The organism is Flavobacterium daemonense (genome assembly GCF_007341385.1).
In the GTDB taxonomy this organism is placed as follows: Bacteria; Bacteroidota; Bacteroidia; order Flavobacteriales; family Flavobacteriaceae; genus Flavobacterium; species Flavobacterium daemonense.
In genome coordinates, this window is record NZ_VJYD01000006.1 from 66,447 (window position 1) to 89,704 (window position 23,258).

The window sequence follows — 23,258 nt, forward strand, 5'->3', positions numbered from 1 at the left end:
AAGATTTACGGCTGGAGAACAAATTGTTCTCGCGCAGGCTGTTTTAGATTGTTTTCGGCAGTTGTACTCAAGGCATTGCTGATTACCGTTTTTAATTTAGCAAATTCCCCAGGTTTTCGTATATAATGTGTTGCTCCTTTTTGGTACATCAAATCAACAATTTCAATATCTAAAGAAGTAGAAAATATAATAACAGGAAGTGTGTCAAAATCCCTGATTTCTTTGATTTCTTTAAGGCATTCATGACCATTTTTGCGTGGCATATTAAGATCAAGAAAAAGAATATCTGGCAAATTTGAAGGAGAATTGGCTTTTAAATAATCCATCAACTGAACACCATCGTGCACGGCTACAAGAGTTACCGGAAGATTTAATTCGTCAAGTGCTTCTTTAAAAAAAGAGCAGTCGTCATCGTCATCATCTGCAAGTAAAATATTGTAATGCTGTTTATTCATTTTGTAATTGGGGTAAAATTAAATTTAAAGCACATTTTTATGATAAAAACAAGACATCGAAAATCAATACAATACGATGTGTTTCAGTCGTTTTGATGGCCTATTAACCAATATTTTTGTCATATAAACAAGGCTTTGGTTAAATTGTTGTCAATAATAAGCTTTCTTACTGCTAATATATGGCTATTTTTTTGACTAAGAATACTAATTACGCCAAGAACTTGTACAAATGACATAAAAATATAAGCAAAGCCTTATAATTTGATCTAAGTTGTTCTAAGTCATTTAAATATAATAAATTGTTTTTAAAATCTCAGAATTGTTTTAATAATATTTTTAGGAGAAATAACTTGATATTTTAATTTTTATAAGTACTTTTAATGTATAGTTTTAAATCCTTAAATATATGAAAAACAATCTCTTAAAAGGAATTTTATTGTTGGGTATTTTAACTTCAGTCTTTGCCTGCAATACAAAGAAAGATGAACCTGTCATGGTTGACAAAGAAGCGATAAAAAAAGAAATTCAGGCCAAAGAAAATGACTTTGCCAGAGTTTATAATTCGGGAGAGCTTACAAGCGTGGGTTATTATGCAGATGATGCCATAAGTTATTATCAAAATCACATTCCTTTAATAGGGAAACCAAGTATTGTTGAGTTTTTGAAAGCTAATATCGGTTCTACATCTAATCAGATCGCATTTAAAACAGGCGAAATTTTTGTGTCAGATGATGGGAATCAAGTAGTTGAAACAGGAGCTTTTGAAGTTACTGATTCGACAAAAGCGATTATTAATACAGGAAATTACATGAGTTTATTTGTAAAAAGAGACGGAAAATATGTCTGTGTAAGAGACATGAGCGTATCTGATCAATAAATAAATTACATTCAAATAAAAAAAACAGACTGGATAATTTTTTATCCAGTCTGTTTTTTTATGTCTATGAAATTCTTATTTGTTTTGTAGTTTGCAATTAGCGTCTGCGTCCGCCTCCGCCACTAAAACCACCGCCACCGCCGCTAAAACCGCCACCGCCGCCTGATCTGGTGCGTCCTCCTCCTGAATTAAAGTTGGAAGAACTGCGGTTTGATGTTCCTGCTGAAGGTCGATCAAATGATGAACTTCTGTCTGATGTTCCAGCCGAAGGACGATTTGATGTTCCTGTAGAAGGACGGTTTACAGATGATCTGTCTGATACTCCTGAGCCACGATTTCCAGCTCCATTTGAAGCTCGGTTGGATACGCCGTTATTTGAAGCTCGGTTCGAAACTCCTGTGTTTGTCGCACGATTTGAGACGCTGTTTCCATAACGTCCGCCTTGATTGTTCCTCGCAACTGTGTTCGATCTCGACCTATTGCTGTTGTAATGATTGATGCTGTTTCTATTGTTGTTGTTTATAACGATATTGTTATGTCCGCCATAATGACCTCCATGATAGCCGTAATGACCGCCATGATACCAATGATTGTGACGATAAATCCCAACTGCTAATACCGTAAAGGCAGCAAAATAAGGTGGATAATATCCATAATAATAAGGAGGATAATAAGGCACATATGCCGGAGAATATACATATTGAACTATTGGTGCCTGTTCTACAATTACAGTGGTTGCCGGAGTACTTGTTGTAACGGGATTTTCGCCTTTATAGGCCGGATTCGCAGTTACTGCTGGTACATCTTTTTTGGGCTCAATTACATAATTTTTGCCGTACAGGTCTTCATCTCCAACCATTTGAAGTGAAACTTTTCCGTTTTTATCTTTAGATACGAGGATTATCGCAACGTCCTGAGTTTCGCTTTTACTCACATTCACTTGAAGTATAAAAGTAAAAGAGTTGCCATCTTTTTTGGTGACTACTTTTATAAAATCTGCTTTCTTGTCTAGATTAAGATCCAAGTTATTGATTCCTGTTTCCTTGAGATTTAATTTTTTTTCAAATTCTTCAATTGTTTTTGATTTTTGAAAAAGACTCAAAACGGCGTAAAGATCTAAGTTGTCGCCAGGAAGTCCTAAAGGAGGTTCGGTATCTTCGGTTTGGGAAAAAATCGGCTGATACATTACACTTGTCATAACTACTAAAAACAGTAATAGATTTTTTTTCATAATGTGTGGATTTTTTAATTTGCTATATGCAAGTTAGATAATATTACGCATATAAAAAAGCATTAATCTTAATTTTCTTATTATAATTATCTTTGAATCAGTGTTTTAGTTTCTGGTCCGAATTTGATCAAAAACGAAATTCTGAATAAAATTTGATGAAACTTGTAAAATCCTGCTTAAGCCCTTGTTTTACTCAGTTTCTTCAAAATATTGTTATTTAAATAAATTGATATTTGGTCTTATTTTGCAGTTTTTCAGTCGTTTATCGATTAATTTTTTGAAATATCAGAAGGTAAATTTGCAAAAAAAATAAAGCAGTTTTTCTAAGGAGCTGTTTTTTGCAAATTTTAATTATCTTTTTTATGAATATTTTCAATTTATTTGTCTTCTTGCTTTTGTCTTTTTCTGCAAATTTGAAACCAATAAACGGAAAGGAAAATTGGTCAGACTCAGATATTGAGCGATTTAATAAACAGCTTGAAGAAGTAAAGCAAAAAATTAAATCCAATCCTTCGTATAATAATAAAATTGCTTTTTTTGTTGATATGAAAATCAAATCAGGCAAATACCGCTTTTTTGTTTATGATTTGATAAACGATAAAATTCTAGACGAAGGTCTTGTCGCAAACGGCTGTGGATCAGAAACCGGAATAGCAGGAAATCTTCAATTCAGCAATGAACCTAATTCTAATGCGACCTCTTTAGGGCAGTATTTGATTGGAAAATCATACACAGGAATATTTGGCAAAGCTTATAAATTAGCAGGTTTAGATAACACAAACAGCAATGCTTTAAAAAGAGCCGTGGTGCTTCATTCGTATTCTGCTGTTCCAGAACAAGAACAAGATTATTATATTTCCAGAAGCCATGGTTGTCCAATGGTGAACGAGGTTTTTTTTAAAAGACTTCAAAAAATAATCGATGGTTCAAAATTCAATATAATCTTAAATATCTATTATTAAACAGGATAGTGCATGACGCAAAGTTTTTTGTTATTGGATAATTTTATTACGAACTAACTAACCGTAATAAATATGAAAATTCAAAAATGGTATTCCTTTCACATTATTCTTATGATGTTTTGTTTTGGAATACTAAATAAAACTGCTGCACAAAATCGAGTAATTAAAAACGATATATTTTGGAATACCAAAGACGGACAGCCTATAAACAGCCAGGGCGGCGGTATTTTCAAATTTCCTGATCCTCATACAGGAAAACAAAAATATTATTGGTATGGCGTTCACTATGCCGAAGCCGATCAATATCGTGCCGATCCTTCTAAAACTTTGCCTAACGCAACTTTTGAAGCCGTAACCTGTTACAGTTCAGATGATTTTGTGAATTGGACTTTCGAAGCAAATGTTTTGACCAAAGATAAAGTCAATCAAAACGGAAAAACTTGGGTTGGGCGTTTGGGCGTTGCTTTTATCAAAGAAATCAATAAATACGCCATGTTCGTACAGCACGGAAGCGAAGTGCTGATTACGCTTTCTGATTCGCCAACGGGTGAGTTTGTCTGGCATCAGAAAATTAATATGGAGAAAATGATTGGAACCAGCAATACTGGCGATCAAACTGTTTTTACTGATGAAGATACCGGAAAATCGTATTTGATTTATTCGTACGGAAAAGGACGAAACAAAATCTATGTTTCTGAAATTGGAATGAAAGACGGAAAAGTAAATCTGCTGGATTGCACGGAGATTTTTAAAGGTGAGAGCCGAGAAGGGAACTGCATGTTCAAATACAAAAATAGGTATTATATGTATGCCTCAAATATTTATGGTTGGGACGGATCGTTTGCTTATTATTTAGTTGCTGATGATATTCGCGGGCCGTATCTTCCAACCAATGAAATGCTGGTTACAAACGGAGCAGCTGAAGATTTTGCGCATGTTTCGCAAACTGGTTTTTTCTTTTTGGTAAAAGGAAGCAAACAGGAAACAATTGTGTTTTGTGGCGATCGTTGGGCTGATTTTGCTGGAAATGGTTTGGGTTACAATCAATGGTGTCCGATGTCTTTTGATGGGAAAGCGCCGTATTTCAATTCGTTGAGTGCTTGGGAATTGGATGCTAAAACTGGAAATTGGAAAGTAAATAAAGAGAATAATTATATAAAAAATGGAAGTTTTGAGGCAGATCGCCGACATATTCCGAGTCCTGTAAAACCATTGCAAATTCAGCTGACGGGCTGGGCAAGTGAGGTTATTGAAGGAAATAAAATTAGTTTAGACACCGTTACTTCGCCGGTTTTAAATCATTTTAATACAGAAACGGAAAGAAAAACGGTAATTGGAGAAAAGAGTTTGAATATTAGCGACAAAGTTGATTTTAAAAGGAAAGTATCTCAGATAATCTCATCTTCTCCATATGTAAAACTTGAAGATGGATTGTACACTTTGACCGCCAAAATAAAAAACAGCGCCGGATTTAATGCTCTTGAAATGTATGCTTTGAGCAATAATAAAAAGTTTCAGTTTGCCATAAAAGAGGAAAATGAAGAATGGAAAACAATCACGGTAAATAATATCGCCATAAAAGGTGGAAAGGCTGAAATTGGTTTTATAGCAAACGGAAAAGCAAAGTCATTTTGTCTTGTAGATGATGTGTCGCTCGTGAGAAGTGGGAAGTGAGGGGTAATCTGTGAAATGTAATTTGTGAAATGTAAAAAGAAAAGTAATTTAATTTGTTAGTGTTTTTTTAAAGTCTGTAAGCGTTTGTTTACAGACTTTTTTTTTGTTTTGAAAAAACGCCTCATGAAATCTTTTTAATAAGCTTGGTGCGTTTCACATTTTACTACTAACAAATCACAATAAAAAAACATTAAATAAAAAAGCGTTCATTCATTTATTGTTTTATCTTTGCAAAAAAAAGCTATGAGAGTTAGAGATACCGATAAAGAAAAATTGGTTGTCGAAATGGCGATCGACCAGATTGTACAGGAAGGATTTCAAGGTTTCAGCATGAATAAATTGGCGAAAGCCTGTTCGATTTCTGTTGGTACGCTCTATATTTATTATGCTGATAAAGATGATTTGATTCAGAAAATTGGAGGCGAAATGGCGTTGAAATTTTTTAAAAGCACCATAAAAGATTTTTCGCCCGAAATGCCATTTGAAGAAGGCTTGTGGAGACAATGGGAAAACCGCGCCGACTTTGCAATGAAATACCCCAAAGAAGTTGCATTTTTTGAGATCATCAGACATTCTCCTCATGGAGAAATCATTTTGGATGCAATTGCTGAGTTTGCCGATTTCAGAACCATTATGAAAGATTTTATAGACAATGCCCTTCAAAACAAAGAACTTCTCCCAATGAATTTTGAGGCATTTTGGTGCGTAGCATATGGACCTCTTTATACGCTGCTTAACATGCACGCGGAACGTAAAAGTATGGGAGGAAAACCATTTGTGCTTACAAAAGAGATTATGAAAGAAGCCTTTCAAGCGACCGTAAAAGGCTTAAAACCTTAAAAAAATATGGAAACAGATTTAAACACCATACACATTTTTAAAACAAACATCAGTGCAATAAATCCAGATTGTCCAGCACATTATGCGCTTAACAATCATTCCGAAATCGAACAATGGAGTGTGGATTGTGAAGATGTTGACTGCGTTCTCCGCGTAGTATCAGAAATATTAAAACCAGAAGAAATTATTAAAATAATCAGCGATTTAGGCTTTGAATGCCAAGAATTATCGTAAAAACAACTTAAAATTAAAAATGGAAAAAACTACCATAGAAAGCCCAGCTTTCACAACCCATCAAAAAATTATTATTGCCATATTAGCACTTTTACAATTTACTGTTATTCTTGATTTTATGGTGATTTCTCCACTTGGAGACATCTTGATGAAAACATTAGACATGACTACTTCAAACTTTGGTTTTGCAGTTTCAGCCTATGCTTTCAGTGCAGGAATTTCAGGATTATTGGCAGCAGGTTTTGCCGATAAATTCGACCGAAAAAAACTTTTGATTTTCTTTTATACAGGTTTCATTATTGGAACTGTTTTTTGTGCACTTTCAACAAGTTACATGATGTTGCTTATGGCAAGAATCGTGACAGGACTTTTTGGAGGTGTAATTGGTTCGGTCTCATTGGCCATCGTAACCGATTTATTTGTGATCCAACAGCGCGGACGCGTTATGGGCGTTATACAAATGGCATTTGCAACAAGCCAGATTTTAGGAATTCCGGTTGGGCTTTACTTTGCGAATAACTGGGGCTGGCATTCAGCTTTTATTATGATTGCCGTTTTAGCAGTATTGATTCTTCTTGCCGTAATTACGCAAATGAAACCTATTACAAAACACTTGGCGCTTCAGTCAGATAAAAGTCCGTTTTTGCATCTTTGGCATACTTTGAGCAACAAACAATACCAAGTTGGTTTTACAGCAATTGCGTTTTTGTCTGTTGGAGGTTTTATGTTGCAGCCTTTCGGGAGTGCATTTTTAGTGAATAATATTCACATCAGCCAGCTTGAATTGCCGATGGTATTTTTCTTCACTGGACTTTCAGTGCTTTTCATTATGCCACTTATTGGAAAGCTGAGTGATAAAGTAAGCAAGTTAAAATTATTTGCTGCTGGATCAGCAATTTCAATTATTATGATTTTGATTTATACGAATCTTAATCCAATTCCGCTTTGGGAAATCGTAGTCATCAATATGATTTTGTTTATGGGAATCATGAGCCGTATGATTCCGGCAACAACTTTAAACACTGCTATTCCAGAAATGCAGGATAGAGGAGCTTACATGTCAATTACCTCTTCATTACAACAAATTGCGGGCGGGATCGCGGCGGTTTGCGCAGGTTTTATTGTGCACCAAAAAACGAAAACTTCACCACTTGAAAACTACGATGTTTTAGGATATGTAATTGCGGCAGTTACTTTATTGACTGTGTTTTTAATTTGGAGAGTGGATCAACTGGCAAAAAAGAAGGTTAAAGATTTAATTGCCTGATATTTTAACACATAGAAACATAGAATTGTTGGCTTGAAAAAAGGCGTTTCACTTATTATAAACGCACATAGTTGCTATGTGAGAGGAATATATTTCTCTTTTGAATTCTTTAAATTAGACAATAAATCTATGTTTCTATGTGTTTAAAACCACATTTTAATAAAAAACAAAAGCTTGTTCTGTGGAACAAGCTTTTTGCGTTTAAATAATGCCTTAATATTTTTTTTCTTCCTATTAAAAATAAACCGAGAATATATTTATAAAAGCTAATAACGATAAAATTGAAGCATCAAAACCAGAAATAAATAGTGTTTTTGCGGAAAAAGAATAACAACGATTATTTTTTTGAAAAATATCGTTCTAAATATTTAATTGTTTAAAAAATAGTATGTTATTTTGACGCAATATATTTTTTTACTGTGAAACAAATATTAATTGTCGATGATCATTTAGTGGTTCGAAATGGAGTAACCATGGTTTTGGAGAAACAAATCGAAAATGTAGAAATCTCAAATGCTGAAAATTTCTTCGAAGCTATTGCGCTTTTAAGAGAAAAGCCAATCTGTCTAGTTATTTTAGATATTAATATTCCGGGCGGAAAAAGCACCGAAATGATTGGCGCCATCAGAGCGATTCAGCCTAATATAAAAATTCTTGTTTTTTCGGCTCATGAAGAAGATCAGTATGCTTTGCAATACATTTCTGCAGGTGCAAACGGATATCTAAATAAACTCTGCAGTGAAGAAAAAATGATATTTGCCATCAATTCTGTTTTTGAAACTTCGTCTTATATTTCTCCAGAACTGGTAAGCAAATTATTAGAAGTACGAACAGCAAAAAAAACAAGAAATCCACTAGAAAGCTTGTCTAAAAGAGAACTTCAAATCGCCGAAATGCTAATAAATGGTAACGGAAATCTTGAAATATCAAACATGCTGAATATTCACATGTCAACCGTGAGTACTTATAAAGCAAGGCTATTCGAAAAACTTAAAATTACCAATTTAGTCGAACTGATTAATCTTTTTAAGACTTTCGAATATTAATTATATTCTACTATAATTTCAATTGCAGTTCCTTCATTAACTGTGCTCGTTATATTGATATTTCCTTCAATAATTAAAAGAAGTTCAATAATCATGTGCAATCCTAAGTGATAGTTTTTCACAATTGGATTGTTGTAAAAATCAAGATAATAGTCGATCAATTCTGGGCTCATGCCTTTTCCATTGTCAATAATGGTAAGCAACAGCGTGTTGTCCTTTGTTCCCGAAAATAGTTCAACACGGCCATTTGAGGTATTTTTTAGAGCGTTATCTACTAAATTATGAACGATGATTGAAAGTGCTTTTTTATTCGTTCTGATCTGCAGATCTGGATCTACGCTATTGATCATTTGAATATTTTCGGCTTCAGCAATTTTTTCAAAAATGTCGAATTTTTCTTCAATCAGATCGTATAAAGAATAGCTTTCGTCTTCAAGTTTTTTTCCTTCAATAAATATTGAGGAGTATTTTATCAAATTTTCTACATATTCATACAATTGCGTCGTTGACATTCTGATGGTTCCAACATGTTTTTTTAGCTGCGGATCATCCTGAATCATTTCATTTTCAAATAAATGATTGATCGTGTTTGTCAAGAATTTTAACGGACTCTTGATATCGTGACTTATGCTTTTTACTAAAGTTTCCTGCTGTTTTATTTCTTGTTTCAGGTTGCTTTTTGTTTTCTTCAATTTTTTGACTGTTGTTGCTAATTTTTTGGTTTTTACGTCAATAACCTCTTTCAGTTTTATATTTTTTCTTTTGATATAATATAATCTGATGTACCAGAGTGAAATTACAAAAGCAATCAGCAAAACATAAATCAAGATTGAAAACCACATCGTTTGATAAAATTTTGCAGGTACTTTGAGCAAAATTCTTTTATAGACAAATTCAGAGTCAAAGTCAGATAAACTTCTGATTGTCAGTTTGTATTCTCCAGGAGGCAAAGTTGTAAAAGATATTGATCTTTCGTTTTTAATAGGTTCCCAGCGGCTTTTTGCAGTTTTTTCTAATTTTGCCTCAATATGCAAATTCTCAGGATTACCGTAATACGGATAAGCAATTAAAATACTGACTCTCTGAAAATTATTTGGTAAAACGATGGTATCATTAGAGTGAACTGCTTTTTGATCCACAATGATCTTGTCTATATAAAGCTCTTTGCCAGGAAGCAGCGGTTTTACTTTATAAGGATTAAAAAACACCAAACCGTTCATCGATGGAAAAACAATATTCCCATTTTTAAGAAAATTGCTGTTAGGCTGGCAGCCACCATTAAATTCATTCGTTAAAAAGCCATCAGATTTGTTGTATTGATGATAATATATCGCACTTGATTTATTTTTAGTGTACTTGATCAAAGTTTTTCGCAACACCTGAAAAAGGCCTTTGTTTGTTGGAATCCAAAAGAATCCGTTTTTGTCTTCGACGATGCAATGTGCCGAATTTAGGTAATTGTCTTCATCTTTTGGAAAAGATTGAAAACGGTTGTTGTCATACAAAAAGAAACCTTTTTCATACGTAGTCAACCATATTTTTTTTTGGCTGTCAACAAAAATGCTTCTGATATTTATTTTCTCGGAACCTTTTATAAAAAACAGTTTTCGGGCGCTTTTATTAAACCTGAAAAGACCTTTTTCACTTCCAAAATAAAGCGTGTTTTTATCATGCTGGGCTATAAAAGTAATATTGGTTTTGTATATTGCAACTAGCGAAAGCTTGCCGTTTTGAATACAATATAATTTTCCATTGTGAAATTGATCTTCACCCAGACTGATCCAGATGTCATTATCCTGATCTTTAAATATCGTTTTTGGGTTTTGCTCGAATTTATAGAGAACATGATTTTTATAATTTGAGCTTTTTGAATAACATAGAACAGAATAAAGTCGTGCTATCCAAATGTTTTTATCGTTATCCTCAGCAATTGTAATTCTTTCATCCAAGAAAACAGGTTTTGGAAAAGGAATACTATCAATAATTTTTTTATCGGTGAATATGCGACCACGTGGCGTAATTATAGTACTGTCGCTAAAAGCTTGTGCCGCATAATATACTTCTGGCTTTTTTGGATCTTTTTTGAGTGATTTAAAAACGGGAAAATTAACAATACACAAACCATAAGTGCTGCTTCCTAAATACAATTTTTTATTGATTTGATCGTAATAGATAGAAACGATATTGCTGTATTCAAAATCCTTGAATTCTACAATGAAGTTGGCATAAAGCTTCTTTTGAAAATCTTTTAGAAGATAGATTTTATTTTTGACAGTAAGGAAAATTTGTCCCGAAGTTATATTCCAAAAAAGTTTGCGTTTGTTTTTAAATATGATTGGATCCAACGCTCCAGATGTTCTTCCGTTTAGCGAAAAACTGTCGTATTTTCCATCCTCGTGGAGGTAATAAAGCCTTTCTCCAATCGTAAAAAAGTTAAAAACATTGTGGTTTTCGTATGGAATTTTATAAATGGTTTTCTTTTTTGAATCGCATAACTCAATAGACTTGCTGCCAACAAAAAAAATATTGCCGCTGGGCAACGTAATATAATAAGGTTTATACTGATCAATTGTAATATAAGATGGAAGGCCGTCATGCGACAAAAAATTCTGCCCATTTCTTTTGACAATAAATGCAGGCCCCTTTTTTTTTATAATCTGTACTTTACGGCCAGTAATGAGTGCGAGTTCTCTCTTTCGTTCATTATAACATAAAAGACTATCTTTTTGAATGCTTCCAAAAATATCGGTAAAACGGCTTTGTTCTAAAGAAGTGTTTGACGAATTGAAAGCAGTAAATGCGTTGCCGTCATAGCGAACAAGACCGTTCTCCGTTGTCATCCAAATAAAATTGTATTTGTCTGCTACGATTGCCTTTATACTGCTTTGTGGCAATTCATTATTATCAGCAGTATACCATCTGAAAGCGTAGTTTTCCTGACAAAAACCTTTGACTGCGGTGAGCAGGAAGAATAACCAATAATAACGAAAAGAGGGGAGCAACGTCATTTTTGAAATCAGATTTATAGCACAAACTTAACAAACATAATTTATAATTTAAGGTTTGTAGTTTTAAATCTACAAAAATGTAGGTTTATTGGTACGGCTTTACATTTCAATCGATTACATATAGATTTATATTTGTTATGCTAACAAATTTTACTTTAACGATTTAAGAATTTTTTTAGAAAATCAAAGTAGATTAAAAACGAAAAAATTATGAAAATTGGATTTATTGGAGTTTGCGGAACAACTTTAGATTTAGCCGCAAGAGCAGCAAAATCAGGCCATCAGGTATTAATTAGCCATACACGAAGCAACAATCATATGCGAGATGTTGTAGGTATGATGGAAGGACAAGTAAAATTAGTAAGCCGACGGGAAGCGGCTGAAGCCAAAATGCTGGTACTGTTTATTCCACGGGAAGATATTCAGCTTTTTTTGTCTGATCTTCCAGATATGTCAGAAAAAATATTATTGCACGCAAATAACCCGATTTATAGTTTAGAATGTCTTACGCCAAGTTTAAACTTAAAATCATCTGGTGAAATTATTGCATCTCTTTTGCCAGAAGCACACATAGTTAAAATACACAATATTGTGGATGCTGAAATTCCGGTTCCACAAAAGAAAACGCAAGCAGGAAATGAATTGTTTTACACAGGGTCGAACAAATGGGCAAAAAATAAGGTGAAAAGTTTTTTGAAGACTTTAAACTTTATGGGAATTGACTTTGATGAAATGTACCTAGAAACAAAGTTTGCGTATTCTCCAAATTAAATTAAGCGTCAGAAATTAAGGGGGTTTTTTATAATTCTGTTGAAGTTTATTGGTGGTTTTTTTAGATTTTGAATTTAAAACTGCTTTTTTTAAAAGCAGTTTTTTCATTTTTATGCCAGATCGTAATTTAATTTGGTATTGCAGTTCTTCTTTTATTGTCTTACATTTATTTAAGTTTTTTGCAGAAAGAAATCCGAATTCTTAAACTTACATTTTTGTTATGAAAGCATTAGTAATTGGAGCGTCGGGCGCGACGGGGAAAGAATTGGTTGAACAGCTTCTTCTAAATAATGACTATAATTCGGTGTCTATTTTTGTACGCCGTTCAACAGGAAAATCGCATCCAAAACTCACGGAACATATTGTGAATTTTTCAGAAATCAATCAGTTTAAAGAGTTAATTGTTGGAGATGTTCTTTTTTCCTGTCTCGGAACAACATTAAAAGATGCAGGTTCAAAAGAAAATCAGTGGAAAATTGATTATGATATTCCGGCTGATTTTGCTTCCGCAGCAAGAAAAAATGAAGTACAATCTTTTGTATTGGTTTCATCTTACGGAGCATCGGCAAAAAGCAGTGTTTTTTATTCACAAATGAAGGGAAAATTAGAGGATTTTATTGGCACTCTTCATTTTGAACAATATTTAATTTTTAGACCCGGACCGCTTATTAGAGAAAATACTGATCGTTTAGGCGAAAAAATTTCAGTTAAAGTAATAAAGGCATTCAATGTATTAGGACTTTTTAAAAATTTAGAACCGATTTCAACCTCGCTTTTGGCCGAAAAATTAATTATTGGCGTTAAAGAGCTTCCATCGGGAACTACTGTATTAGAACTTAAATCGATTTTAAATTTGCATTAATTTATATTTAAAATTTAATCAGCTAATCTGCAAAATCTGCGAGAGAAAAATAAAAAAAATGGTTTATACTTTTCAGCATAAACCATTTCATATCGTTATAAAATAATTTCTTAGTTAACTCCAGCAGCAACTTTATCAACCAAAAACAATAATTCGCCAGAAACAGGCTTAATCAATTGCATTGGATATAATGTTGGATTGTATGCTCCGGTTGTAACTTCTTTCAAAGCATGAATTTTCTTTTCGCCAAAAGCAACCACAACGATTTTCTCGGCTTTATTGATTAATGGCGCAGTCAACGTAATGCGGTGCATTTTTTGAGGTGCTAAATAATAAGCGTCAACCCATTTGTTTTCTTCTTTCAGAACTTCTTCGCCAGGGAAAAGAGAAGCCGTGTGGCCGTCATCTCCCATTCCTAATAAAATAAGGTCAAATTTGCCTTCTTCACCAAGAACAGTTCTAATTGACTTTTCATATTCAACAGCGTAATCTTCCGGTGTTACGCCATCTTTGTACATTTCGAAGATATTTTCCTGCGGAATCGGAACGTGGCTTAACAAAGTGCTGTACGACATTTTTGCATTGCTTAAATCATCATTTAGAGGCACCCATCTTTCGTCGCCCCAAAATATGTAAACTTTGCTCCAGTCAATTTTATTTTTATAATCTTCAGAAGCTAATAATTTGTAAATCCCAGCAGGTGAAGAACCTCCGGTAAGTACAGCAGTAAATTTGCCTTTTTCGGCAATTGCTTTTTGTGCTGCTTCTACAAAAATATTTGCCGCTGTAGAATTAATTTCTTCTGTATTATTGTAAATCTTTATCATTTAAAACTTATTGTTTTGTTTGTGTATTCGGAATCCATTTATGCCCTTGGCGCGCTAATAATTCGTCGGCTTCTTCTGGTCCCCAGCTTCCTGCTTTATAATTTGGGAAATTGGTTGGAGCAGTAGTTTTCCATACTTGCTGAATTGTATCAATTGCGTCCCAAGCTTCTTCCACCTGATCCCAACGCATGAATAGAGTAGGATCTCCTGCCAATGCATCTGCTAATAATGTTTCATAAGCTTCTGGCGACATAGTAGAACATTCAAAATAATCAAATACCATTTCAGCAGGTCGTAACGACATCGATAAGCCCGGTTTTTTGGTCATAAACTGCAATTTGATGTCCATAGACGGCTGAATATTGATAATCAGTCGGTTTGGAGTCATTCCTTCTTTTCCATAAGAAAACGATGAATGTGGAACTGGTTTGAATTGGATAATGATTGAAGATTGTTTTTCTTCCATTCTTTTTCCTGAACGCAGATAAAACGGAATTCCTTGCCATCTCCAGTTGTCCAGATAAATTTTCATTGCAACATAGGTTTCTGTATTAGAATCCGGTGCAATTCCTTTATCCTGACGATATCCTGGAACTGGATTTCCGTTTATTTCTCCTGCCGCGTATTGGCCTCTTACAATATAATGATCAACTTCGTCTGGTTTGATACGACGAATAGATTTTAAAACATCTGCTTTACGATTTCTAATATCGTCTGCGGCTAATGAAGCTGGTGCTTCCATCGCTGTCATACATAGAATCTGAAATAAATGGTTCTGAATCATATCTTTTAAAGCTCCAACACCTTCGTAGAAACCGCCACGTTCTTCAACGCCAACTTCTTCTGCAACGGTAATTTGGACAAAATCAATAAAATTTCGGCTCCATAATGGCTCAAACATTGAGTTCCCAAATCGGAAAGCCAGAATGTTTTGAACCGTTTCTTTTCCTAAATAATGATCGATTCTATAAATCTGCTCTTCTTTAAAAGTCTGCGAAAGCATTTCATTCAATTCAATTGCAGATGCTTTGTCGTAACCAAAAGGCTTTTCAATAATAATGCGGTCTTGTTTTGGATTTGCAGCAAGTCCGATTTTTTTGATATTGCTTGATATTGTTGAAATAAAAGAGGGTGTTATCGAAAGGTAAAATAAACGATTTGCACGTTCTCCAAAAGCCAAATCAAAATTATTGATCTTTTCATTTAAGCCATGATACGATTCTTCTTTGTCAATATCAAGACTGTGATAGGTTATATGCGAAAGAAACTTTTGAGTTTTTGGATCAGAAATCTCTTTTTTTCTCGAAAAGATACTTAGATTTTCTGCTACATAATTGCGGAAATCCTCGTCTGTTTTTTCTGCTCTTCCAAGAGCGATAATCTGGAACTTTTCAGACATACGTCCGTCAAGATACAGATTTTGAAATGCGGGAAAGAGCTTTCTCTTTGCCAGATCTCCGGTTCCTCCAAAAATTACAATAATCGTTGGATTTATATTTTTATTTTTAGTCATTGTGTGTAGTTGTGTTGTTTTAATTTTTTATTCAGACCATTGCGTGTGGAAAACTCCTTCTTTGTCAATACGTTCGTAAGTATGTGCTCCGAAGAAATCACGTTGCGCCTGAATTAGGTTCGTTGGAAGATTTTCAGATCGATATGCATCAAAATAAGCCAATGAATTCATAAGTCCTGAAACTGGCAATCCTTTTTGAACAGCAAATTGAACTGCAGTTCGCATTCCTGCTTGATTTTTAGTTAATTCTGAAGCAATTCCAGTATCTAAAAGCAAGTTTGGCAAATCTGATTTTGCTACAAATGCTTTTCTGAAATCTTCTAAAATAGTCGCACGAATAATACAGCCTCCACGCCAGATTTTGGCGACAGTTTCAAGATTTAATCCGTAATTATATTCTTTTGATGCGGTATAAAGTTGTGCTAATCCTTGTGCGTACGTCACAACAACAGAAAAGTATAAAGCCGACTTTAACGCCTCGATTGCTTCGCTTGTATTTACATCAGCATTGTCTGAATTCCAAACTAATTTTTTAGCCGCTTCAATTCGTTCTGGTTTGGTTTTCGACATATCGCGCATATTAACCGCAGCATCGATAGTTGGAACTGGAACTTGTAAATCCATCGCGTTTTGCGAAGTCCATTTTCCTGTACCTTTTGATTTTGCCCAATCAGAAATTTTATTGATTAAAAGACTTCCGTCTGTATCTTCTTGTTTCAGGATTTTTCCTGTAATTTCAACTAAATACGACTTCAGCTCATGTGTTTGATTCCATTCTTCAAAAGTCTTCTGAATTGTATTATCGTCAAGATTATAACCTCTTTTCATTAAGTCATAAATCTCAGAAATCAATTGCATAATTCCGTATTCGATTCCATTGTGAACCATTTTTACATAGTTTCCAGCAGAACCATTTCCTAGATATTCTACGCAAGGTTCTCCGTCTACTTTTGCAGCAATCGCTTCAAAAATTGGGCGAAGTCTTTCATACGCTTTTTGATCACCTCCCGGCATCATAGCAGGACCGAAACGAGCTCCTTTTTCACCACCAGAAATTCCCATTCCGAAGAAGTGGATTCCTTTTTCAGATAATTCTAAAAATCGTCTGTCAGTATCAGTAAAATAAGTGTTTCCGCCATCAATAATGATGTCGCCTTTATCTAAATGAGGAAGAAGGCTTGCAATGGCGCTGTCAACTGGTTTTCCAGCAGGAACTAAAAGCATAATTGCTCTTGGTTGCTGAATAAGTTCTACAAAATGTTTTACATCTGTTGTCGCTTCGATTGTGTGGTTTTCGTCAGCTTCTTGTTGAAGAGAATTGACTTTTTCAGTGTCTAAGTCTAAACCTGCAGCCGCAAAGTTATGGCTGGCGATATTTAAAAGTAAGTTACGGCCCATTACACCGAGTCCTACAATTCCAAAATCAAATTTGCTCATAGTTTTCAATTAACTAAATTATTAGAAGTAATGTTTTCGCAGCAAAAAGTAGGAGAAAGGATGGTAATTCTTTTTCATTCAATGTTTTGCAGCAAAACAAAGTTTATTTTAATCTTACATTTTAAAATATTGACCCCAAAGTTAGCGAAAAATGCTGAAAAATTAGGGGTAAAATTGTTCACTTTTGGGGTATATTGTGATAGCTTTACAGGTGTTAAAAACACACTTATAAACTGTTTTTGAACTATATCGTTATAATTAAGGAAGCGCTTGCCAACTTTTGGATTTCAAAAATGAAGAATAAAAATTTATGCCGTGCGCAATTTTACAATTTTCTGTAAATGATACTCTTTTTCTTTGTTTAAAAATTTATTAAAAATGAAAAAAGTACTTATTTTAAACGGATTACTGCTGCTTGCTTTTTTAGGCAATGCACAAACTTCAAATTCTTCATTGAAAGAAGTCAGAAAAATAATTGAGGCAAGCAATGCAAATTACGCAGCTATTGCCAATAAAAATGATGGATCTATTTTGGAGAAATACACAGACGACGCCTGTTTGTTTCCGCCAAACATGGCACCTTTATGCGGAGGCCAGCAAATTGCTTCGTTTTTTAAAAATGGCCCTCAAGTTCAGGTGAAATTTACAATTCAGAATTTGTACGGCGACGGAAAAACCTCTGTAACCGAAGAAAGTTTTTATGAAATGACCGACATGCAAGGCAAGAAACTTGACAACGGAAAAGTAATTGTGATTTGGGTAAACACAAAAAATGGCTGGAAAATGCACCGCGACATGTTTAGCAGCAATAATCCTGCGAAGTAATTTTAGAAGCCTATGTTGACAGCCTGCTGAAAATCGGGATCGTTTTTTAGCAACGATGCTCTTGATGCCGAAGGTGTGATTCCGGTAAATTTTCGGAACTCTTTTATAAAATGTGCCTGATCGTAATAACCGCAATCGTATGCGATTTCAGTTAAGGATTCAGAAGTATTTAAAACGAGTTGCAGACTTTTATTAAATCGGAGGACAGAAGTAAAAGCAGAAGGAGAGATTCCGATATTATTCAGATATAGTTTTTGAATGTATCGTTCTGATAATCCCGAATCTTTTGCCAGCGAAGGCAGATCTAATTGCTGATGTTCGGTAGAAATTTTCTGGCTCAAAAGCTGTAACGTATTCACTTTTTTTAATTGAGTTTCATTTTTCTTCAATTGCTGTAAAAAGTAATTTTCCAAAATCCTGATTTTAGAATCGATTCCGTTTGCTTCCATGATTCGGCTGTACAATTCTAGGTTTTCGCTTTTTGCTACGTCGTACATATCTGTCGCGTAATTGGTAAATTCAGATAGCGGGTCTGAGAAAAACAATGCGCTAGCATGCGGGTAAATTCGGGCAATCAATACCGAAGTGTCTTTTTTCACCGAAAGTCGAGTAGGGAGCGTAAGATGACCCAATAATTCTATGGCAGGCGTATCTTTTCGTCTGCCATTGATTATGGTTGCTGCATCGCCTTCAGAAATATTGACAATAAAATCAACGTAACCGCTTGGATAAAACACTTCGTTTTCGAGATTTTTATCGATCGTAACAACCGTATAATTTTTGATAAACGGCGCTAAACTTGCGGAAGGTAAAATCTGCATAAGATTATTTTGGAAAAAATGTTTAACTCATTTGCCTGTTGGTTGCAATTAATTTAAACACATAGTCCCGAAGCCTCGGGATAGATTTAGAATCCTTTTAAAAAAAAGTATTTCACTTATTTTAAACAAACATAGTTGACTATGTGTTAGAAACGAGTTTCTTTTTAAACTCTTGTTCTACAAATAAATTCTATGTTTCTATGTGTTAAAAAAATAAATTACACCAAACGATTTGATTGATTTATAGTTGATTATAAAATTAAAAATTAATTCGATAGAAAGTAAAAGAAATTATTCTGCAAAAATGAGCTCTTTGTGATATTTCCTTTTGTATTCCAGTGGCGACATGCCTGTGAATTTTTTGAATATTTCTCTAAAGGATTTCACATCGGCATATCCAACTTCATACATTACTTCGTTGATTGTTTTTCTGTTGGTTTCAAAAGCTTTCTTAGCCGCTTCTACTTTTACTCTTTGCGAATATTCAATAGGCGTATTTCCTGTTGCTTTTATAAATCTTCTGTCGAAATTTCGTCTGCCTACATTCAATTTTGAGGATAATTCTTCAATTGAGATTTTTTCGTCTATATTTTTTTCAATGTACGATTGCGCTTGTTGTACGATTTCGTCTTCGTGTTTTTTCTGGCCGGCGAAAATGACAAACTGTGATTGTGTATTTCGGTTGATTTCGATCTGAAAAACTTTGGCACAATAAATAGCAGTGTTTCGGTCGAAATATTTTTCGATAAGATAAATCATCAAATTAAGAAACGAATACGCGCCACCATTGGTGTAAATTCCGTTTTCGTCTGTAATTAATTCATCGATCTGGATATTCACTTTCGGAAACATTAGCCTGAAATTTTCAGTAACCGACCAATGTGTCGAGCATCTTTTTCCGTCAAGAAGTCCAGAAGCTGCTAGCATAAACGCGCCCGTGCAAATGGTCGCAATTTCGGCGCCATTATGATATTGTTTTTTTAGCCAAGCGACCAGCAAATCATTATTTTCCAAAGCAATATTATAATTGTGATTCAAAGAAGGAATAATGATTAAATCTGTTTTGGCAACTTCCGAAATATTGATATGCGGTTTTACAGAAAAAAGTCCGCCATTAAAATCAATTTTTTCAGAAGTTCCGGCTAATTGAATCGTAAACAATTCTTTTTTGCCATTTGCTTTATTAAAGGCATTTGCTTTAGTAAAAATTTCGTAAGCGCCAGTAATGCTCGAAAGATTATTATCGCCATTCGGAACCAAAATGGTAAGATGTTTCATCGTTTTTTATTGTAAAGATATGAAATGTTTCTGTCCAAAGTTCCCCGTTACAATGTCTGATTTACACCTTATTAGTTTGTGATTTTGCGATTAATTTTATTTCGAAAACAAAATACTAGATTTTTTAAAAACAATTAAAATTTAAGATCATGCCAGCAAAGATGACCGTTATTTACAAAACGCCAAAAGACCAAGCTTTTTTTGAAAAACATTATTTTGAAGTTCATATTCCGCTAGCAAAACAGCTTCCAGGATTATTGAAATATGAAATAAATACGGGAAATGTAGTTTCGCTGACGGGACATTCTGATGTTTATCGTGTTGCGAATTTGTATTTTAATTCGTTAGATGAAATGGCAGCTTCTTTTAAATCTGAAATAGGACAGCAATGCGCCGTTGACAGAAGAATTTTTGCCAGCGACGATGAAGTGCAGATTTATTTATATGATTCGGTTAGTGTTTAGGTTTTTTATTTGGATTTTCTTCTATAGTACTGCGATAAAATACTAAGTTTAATAGAGTGCCCACAAGTATTAGAGAAATGAAAAAAAGACATAACATGGTTAAGGATTCCCATATTTCACTGTCTTCAAAGCTCTTTTTAAAGAAATCAAATTTTGCCAAATAATCGGGCAAGATACAAGCTAATACAACTGATAGTGTCCAGTGTAAGCCCACCAAAAGATTTATCGTGAATTTAGATTTAAAGCGATCTAAGTATTTATACAAAAAATGGTCTGATAAGATTTTAATTAAGTAAGATAGACCGATAATTAGTACGGCTATGATAAATAAAAAAAATCGAATTCTAGGATCGTGGTTAAACGTCATTGTTTGATTTTGAGATTGTAATTTTTGAATTGGTTGCTACCAAAGTCATCCATAAATTGTGGTAGTGACCAAATTTAATCTTATTTTCTGATTTGCCAAATCAGGGCAAATGCAAAATCATTTTTCCTCTCGATACTTCGGAAAAGCCTATTGCCAAATCTATTGGAGTAGCTGTTGTTTTATCGATTTATCTTTTCAAGAATGCTTTTTGCACGTTCATTATTCAGCCAATCAACTATTCTAATATTTTTACCTGCTTTTTGAATAATAATTGAATAGTTAGAATTTGAAAATAAATAATTCATGCGTGTGTAATATTGAGTATTTTCAATTCCAAAATCAAAAATAAAAATTTTCTCAATTTCAGATTTCAGATATTCTTTTGGTTTATTGAAAAGTTTGTTTTTATTCGTGACTTTTATTTTTTCAGGTGAAATTTCCAAAATCACTTTGCCAAAAGTATTCCATAACCAAATGTTAAGAAATAAAATAAAAATTGCTAGAAATGGAATCAACGAAAAAGTATAACTCAAAGCAGAAAGTAAGTAAGTATTTTTTATCGAAGTAAAAGGCAGAATTACAAGCATTATAAAAATCAAAATTATAAGTCCAAAAGGAAGTATTATGGTTATAATCCAATTCGGTTTATTTTTGATTGTTATGATTTCGTTCATTTAGTTTTATTCGTTTTTTTGGTTATAATAGCATATAACGTTCTGGTACTACAGCGGGTTTAGGACTAAATCAAGCCCTATTTTCGGATTTGCCAAATCATTTAAATGCAAAGCCATCTTTCAATCAAGCCTATTTTCCAAATCCGTTGTAGTAGTTGTTACCAGCCGTATTTCTATATAATTACAAATTTGTATATTTTGACTGAATCATCAATCCATTCGTCATCAATGCTAGTTGTGACTATTTGAACCAAGTCATTTTTTGAATCCTTAAATAGCTCATTGTTTATTTTTTGTTGTACCGCCATTTTTTCTATTGCGTTTTTCGCAGTTTCAATATTGTCTTTTGTAAAACCTTCTCGTAGAAGTTGACTTTCTAAAACCTCTTTATTTGTAGTTATGTCAATATAATTTTTTGACGCTTTCCTTATGCTTGAAGTAAGTTCTTTCTCTAAAGGATAAATATTCGCTTTTATGATTTTGAATTCATTAATATCTTTCTCCCATTTTAGCTCACTATTATTTATTAAATCGCTTTGATTCAAAATTAGCTTACCGTTTTTATCGGTTTTGAAAAACGAAGTTGTGTAATAAGAATCATCATTATCGACAAAAATTTTAAAGCCAAAAAGGATATTTTCCATTGTATTGCTATTTCCCGATTGGTCAATTGTCTGAATCTCTATTTTAGTTGGAATTTTCATAATATGGCTGTAACGTCCCGTTACTATAGCAGGTTTGAGACTAAATTAAGCCCTATTTTCGGATTTGCCAAATCATTTGAATCATTAAGATTTTTCAGGAGTAATTTTTACGCTCGAAGCCCTTATTTTAATCGCAGCGTCTAATACAATCGTTTCATTTGGCAACGATTTGTCAGCTATTTTTTTGAGAATTATTTCTGCAGTTGCGCGTCCCATTTCTTCCAAAGGTTGTTCTACCGTTGTCAATTGCGGATATACAAGCGTAGAAAGTTTGGTTCCCGAAAAACTGGCAATGGCTACTTGTTCCGGGACTGAGATATTTTGCTCGCGTAAATAATTCATTGCGCCAATTGCCAATGTATCTGTAAAGGCAAAAATACTGTCAAATTCAATTTTATTTTCAAGCAAATGTGCTGCAGCCCTCATTCCGTCTTCAAAAGTTAGTCCAGCTTGAATTACCAAAGAAGGATCATATGGAATTTTATGTTTTTCCAATGCTTTCTGATATCCTTTTAATCTTTCTACCGAATTATATATTGAGGGAGGGGCTTTTAAATGAACAATTCGTTTTCGGCCGGTTTCAATAAGGTGCTCAACCATAAAAAGCGATTTGGTATAATCGTTTACCAGCACTTTGGAGACATCCATATCCTTCGGAATTCGGTCATAAAAAACCAATGGAATACCGCTATTTTGAATTTCTAAATATAAATCCTGATTTAAAGTTTGATCGCAAAGACAAATAATGATGCCGTCAACCTGAAATTGCTCCATTAGCAGAATGTTTTTATATTCCGTCTCCGGATTTTCATCAGATTGTGCTACAATTACGCGATAACCTTTTGGATACAATACTTCCTGAATCCCTTCTAAAACTTGAGAAGCAAAAGGCGTAATCATTTCCGGAACAATAACACCTATACTATAAGTGCGTCCCGACTTTAAGTTTACTGCCGTAAGATTTGGTTTGTATCCCAATTCTTTGGCCGCTTCTAAGACTTTGTCTCTGGTTTCTTGTCTTATGTTTTTATTATTGGCCAAAGCTCTCGATACTGTCGAGATTGATAAATATAAGTGTTTTGATAAATCCTTGATAGTGACCGGTTTCGATTTCATAATTG

At 33.9% G+C, this 23,258-nt stretch carries 22 protein-coding genes; 11 read left to right on the forward strand and 11 right to left on the reverse strand.

Annotated features, from left to right (window positions below; translation table 11 throughout):
- Window positions 1-5: 5 nt before the first annotated feature.
- On the reverse strand, window positions 6-455 hold the full coding sequence (locus FND99_RS09545) for a response regulator (RefSeq protein ID WP_144337765.1): 450 nt from the start codon (window positions 453-455) through the stop codon (window positions 6-8).
- 406 nt (window positions 456-861) lie between these two features.
- Here FND99_RS09545 and FND99_RS09550 point away from each other — a divergent pair, with 406 nt between their 5' ends.
- Window positions 862-1,332: a YybH family protein gene (locus FND99_RS09550; RefSeq protein WP_144337766.1), complete on the forward strand. Its 471-nt coding sequence runs from the start codon at window positions 862-864 to the stop codon at window positions 1,330-1,332.
- A gap of 97 nt (window positions 1,333-1,429) precedes the next feature.
- Here the strand turns inward: FND99_RS09550 and FND99_RS09555 are convergent, their stop codons facing one another.
- Window positions 1,430-2,563, reverse strand: coding sequence for a hypothetical protein (locus tag FND99_RS09555; RefSeq protein WP_144337767.1), 1,134 nt, complete (start codon window positions 2,561-2,563; stop codon window positions 1,430-1,432).
- Window positions 2,564-2,925: 362 nt separating this feature from the next.
- Between FND99_RS09555 and FND99_RS09560 the strand changes: the two genes are divergently transcribed.
- The 6 genes from FND99_RS09560 to FND99_RS09585 all read left to right on the forward strand — a co-directional run bounded on the left by FND99_RS09560 (window position 2,926) and on the right by FND99_RS09585 (window position 8,586).
- Window positions 2,926-3,525 carry a murein L,D-transpeptidase catalytic domain-containing protein gene (locus FND99_RS09560; protein ID WP_144337768.1) on the forward strand — a complete coding sequence of 200 codons (600 nt, stop codon included), beginning with the start codon at window positions 2,926-2,928 and terminating at the stop codon, window positions 3,523-3,525.
- 72 nt (window positions 3,526-3,597) lie between these two features.
- Complete coding sequence (locus tag FND99_RS09565; RefSeq protein WP_144337769.1) at window positions 3,598-5,199, forward strand: family 43 glycosylhydrolase; 1,602 nt, start codon at window positions 3,598-3,600, stop codon at window positions 5,197-5,199.
- 243 nt (window positions 5,200-5,442) lie between these two features.
- Window positions 5,443-6,039, forward strand: coding sequence for a TetR/AcrR family transcriptional regulator (locus tag FND99_RS09570; protein WP_144337770.1), 597 nt, complete (start codon window positions 5,443-5,445; stop codon window positions 6,037-6,039).
- Window positions 6,040-6,045: 6 nt separating this feature from the next.
- Window positions 6,046-6,273, forward strand: coding sequence for a hypothetical protein (locus FND99_RS09575; RefSeq protein ID WP_144337771.1), 228 nt, complete (start codon window positions 6,046-6,048; stop codon window positions 6,271-6,273).
- A gap of 19 nt (window positions 6,274-6,292) precedes the next feature.
- Entirely contained in the window at window positions 6,293-7,540 is a 1,248-nt protein-coding gene (locus tag FND99_RS09580) for an MFS transporter (RefSeq protein WP_144337772.1), read from the forward strand.
- A 419-nt stretch (window positions 7,541-7,959) separates the two neighbouring features.
- Window positions 7,960-8,586, forward strand: coding sequence for a response regulator (locus FND99_RS09585; protein ID WP_144337773.1), 627 nt, complete (start codon window positions 7,960-7,962; stop codon window positions 8,584-8,586).
- On the opposite strand, the gene FND99_RS09590 is transcribed toward FND99_RS09585, so the two are convergent.
- Window positions 8,583-11,594 carry a sensor histidine kinase gene (locus FND99_RS09590; protein WP_144337774.1) on the reverse strand — a complete coding sequence of 1,004 codons (3,012 nt, stop codon included), beginning with the start codon at window positions 11,592-11,594 and terminating at the stop codon, window positions 8,583-8,585. The genes FND99_RS09585 and FND99_RS09590 overlap by 4 nt on opposite strands.
- Window positions 11,595-11,804: 210 nt before the next feature.
- Here FND99_RS09590 and FND99_RS09595 point away from each other — a divergent pair, with 210 nt between their 5' ends.
- Both FND99_RS09595 and FND99_RS09600 read left to right on the forward strand, forming a co-directional pair.
- A complete protein-coding gene (locus FND99_RS09595) occupies window positions 11,805-12,365 on the forward strand; it encodes an NAD(P)-binding domain-containing protein (protein ID WP_144337775.1) in 561 nt (186 codons plus the stop codon).
- Window positions 12,366-12,585: 220 nt separating this feature from the next.
- Complete coding sequence (locus FND99_RS09600) at window positions 12,586-13,227, forward strand: NAD(P)H-binding protein (RefSeq protein ID WP_144337776.1); 642 nt, start codon at window positions 12,586-12,588, stop codon at window positions 13,225-13,227.
- A gap of 110 nt (window positions 13,228-13,337) precedes the next feature.
- On the opposite strand, the gene pgl is transcribed toward FND99_RS09600, so the two are convergent.
- From pgl to gndA, 3 genes are read right to left on the reverse strand one after another with little or no spacing between them, the layout of a single operon-like run.
- Window positions 13,338-14,054, reverse strand: a complete 717-nt coding sequence (gene pgl, locus FND99_RS09605) for a 6-phosphogluconolactonase (protein WP_144337777.1) — start codon at window positions 14,052-14,054, stop codon at window positions 13,338-13,340.
- A gap of 7 nt (window positions 14,055-14,061) precedes the next feature.
- Window positions 14,062-15,567: a glucose-6-phosphate dehydrogenase gene (gene zwf, locus FND99_RS09610; protein WP_144337778.1), complete on the reverse strand. Its 1,506-nt coding sequence runs from the start codon at window positions 15,565-15,567 to the stop codon at window positions 14,062-14,064.
- 27 nt (window positions 15,568-15,594) lie between these two features.
- On the reverse strand, window positions 15,595-17,004 hold the full coding sequence (gene gndA / locus FND99_RS09615) for an NADP-dependent phosphogluconate dehydrogenase (RefSeq protein WP_144337779.1): 1,410 nt from the start codon (window positions 17,002-17,004) through the stop codon (window positions 15,595-15,597).
- Window positions 17,005-17,382: 378 nt separating this feature from the next.
- Between gndA and FND99_RS09620 the strand changes: the two genes are divergently transcribed.
- Window positions 17,383-17,829: a YybH family protein gene (locus tag FND99_RS09620; protein ID WP_246074201.1), complete on the forward strand. Its 447-nt coding sequence runs from the start codon at window positions 17,383-17,385 to the stop codon at window positions 17,827-17,829.
- A 2-nt stretch (window positions 17,830-17,831) separates the two neighbouring features.
- Here the strand turns inward: FND99_RS09620 and FND99_RS09625 are convergent, their stop codons facing one another.
- Both FND99_RS09625 and FND99_RS09630 read right to left on the reverse strand, forming a co-directional pair.
- The gene (locus FND99_RS09625) at window positions 17,832-18,650 is read right to left on the reverse strand and encodes a helix-turn-helix domain-containing protein (protein ID WP_144337780.1); all 819 of its coding nucleotides are present in this window, start codon (window positions 18,648-18,650) and stop codon (window positions 17,832-17,834) included.
- Between the two features lie 291 nt (window positions 18,651-18,941).
- Window positions 18,942-19,928, reverse strand: a complete 987-nt coding sequence (locus tag FND99_RS09630; RefSeq protein WP_144337781.1) for a GlxA family transcriptional regulator — start codon at window positions 19,926-19,928, stop codon at window positions 18,942-18,944.
- 149 nt (window positions 19,929-20,077) lie between these two features.
- Here FND99_RS09630 and FND99_RS09635 point away from each other — a divergent pair, with 149 nt between their 5' ends.
- A complete protein-coding gene (locus FND99_RS09635) occupies window positions 20,078-20,392 on the forward strand; it encodes an EthD family reductase (protein ID WP_211356624.1) in 315 nt (104 codons plus the stop codon).
- Between the two features lie 546 nt (window positions 20,393-20,938).
- Here FND99_RS09635 and FND99_RS09640 read toward each other — a convergent pair.
- The 3 genes from FND99_RS09640 to FND99_RS09650 all read right to left on the reverse strand — a co-directional run bounded on the left by FND99_RS09640 (window position 20,939) and on the right by FND99_RS09650 (window position 23,253).
- A complete protein-coding gene (locus FND99_RS09640) occupies window positions 20,939-21,433 on the reverse strand; it encodes a hypothetical protein (protein WP_144337782.1) in 495 nt (164 codons plus the stop codon).
- Window positions 21,434-21,606: 173 nt separating this feature from the next.
- Window positions 21,607-22,137 (reverse strand): hypothetical protein, encoded by a 531-nt coding sequence (locus FND99_RS09645; RefSeq protein WP_144337783.1) that lies wholly within the window; start codon window positions 22,135-22,137, stop codon window positions 21,607-21,609.
- 84 nt (window positions 22,138-22,221) lie between these two features.
- Window positions 22,222-23,253: a LacI family DNA-binding transcriptional regulator gene (locus FND99_RS09650; protein ID WP_144337784.1), complete on the reverse strand. Its 1,032-nt coding sequence runs from the start codon at window positions 23,251-23,253 to the stop codon at window positions 22,222-22,224.
- Window positions 23,254-23,258: the final 5 nt, after the last annotated feature.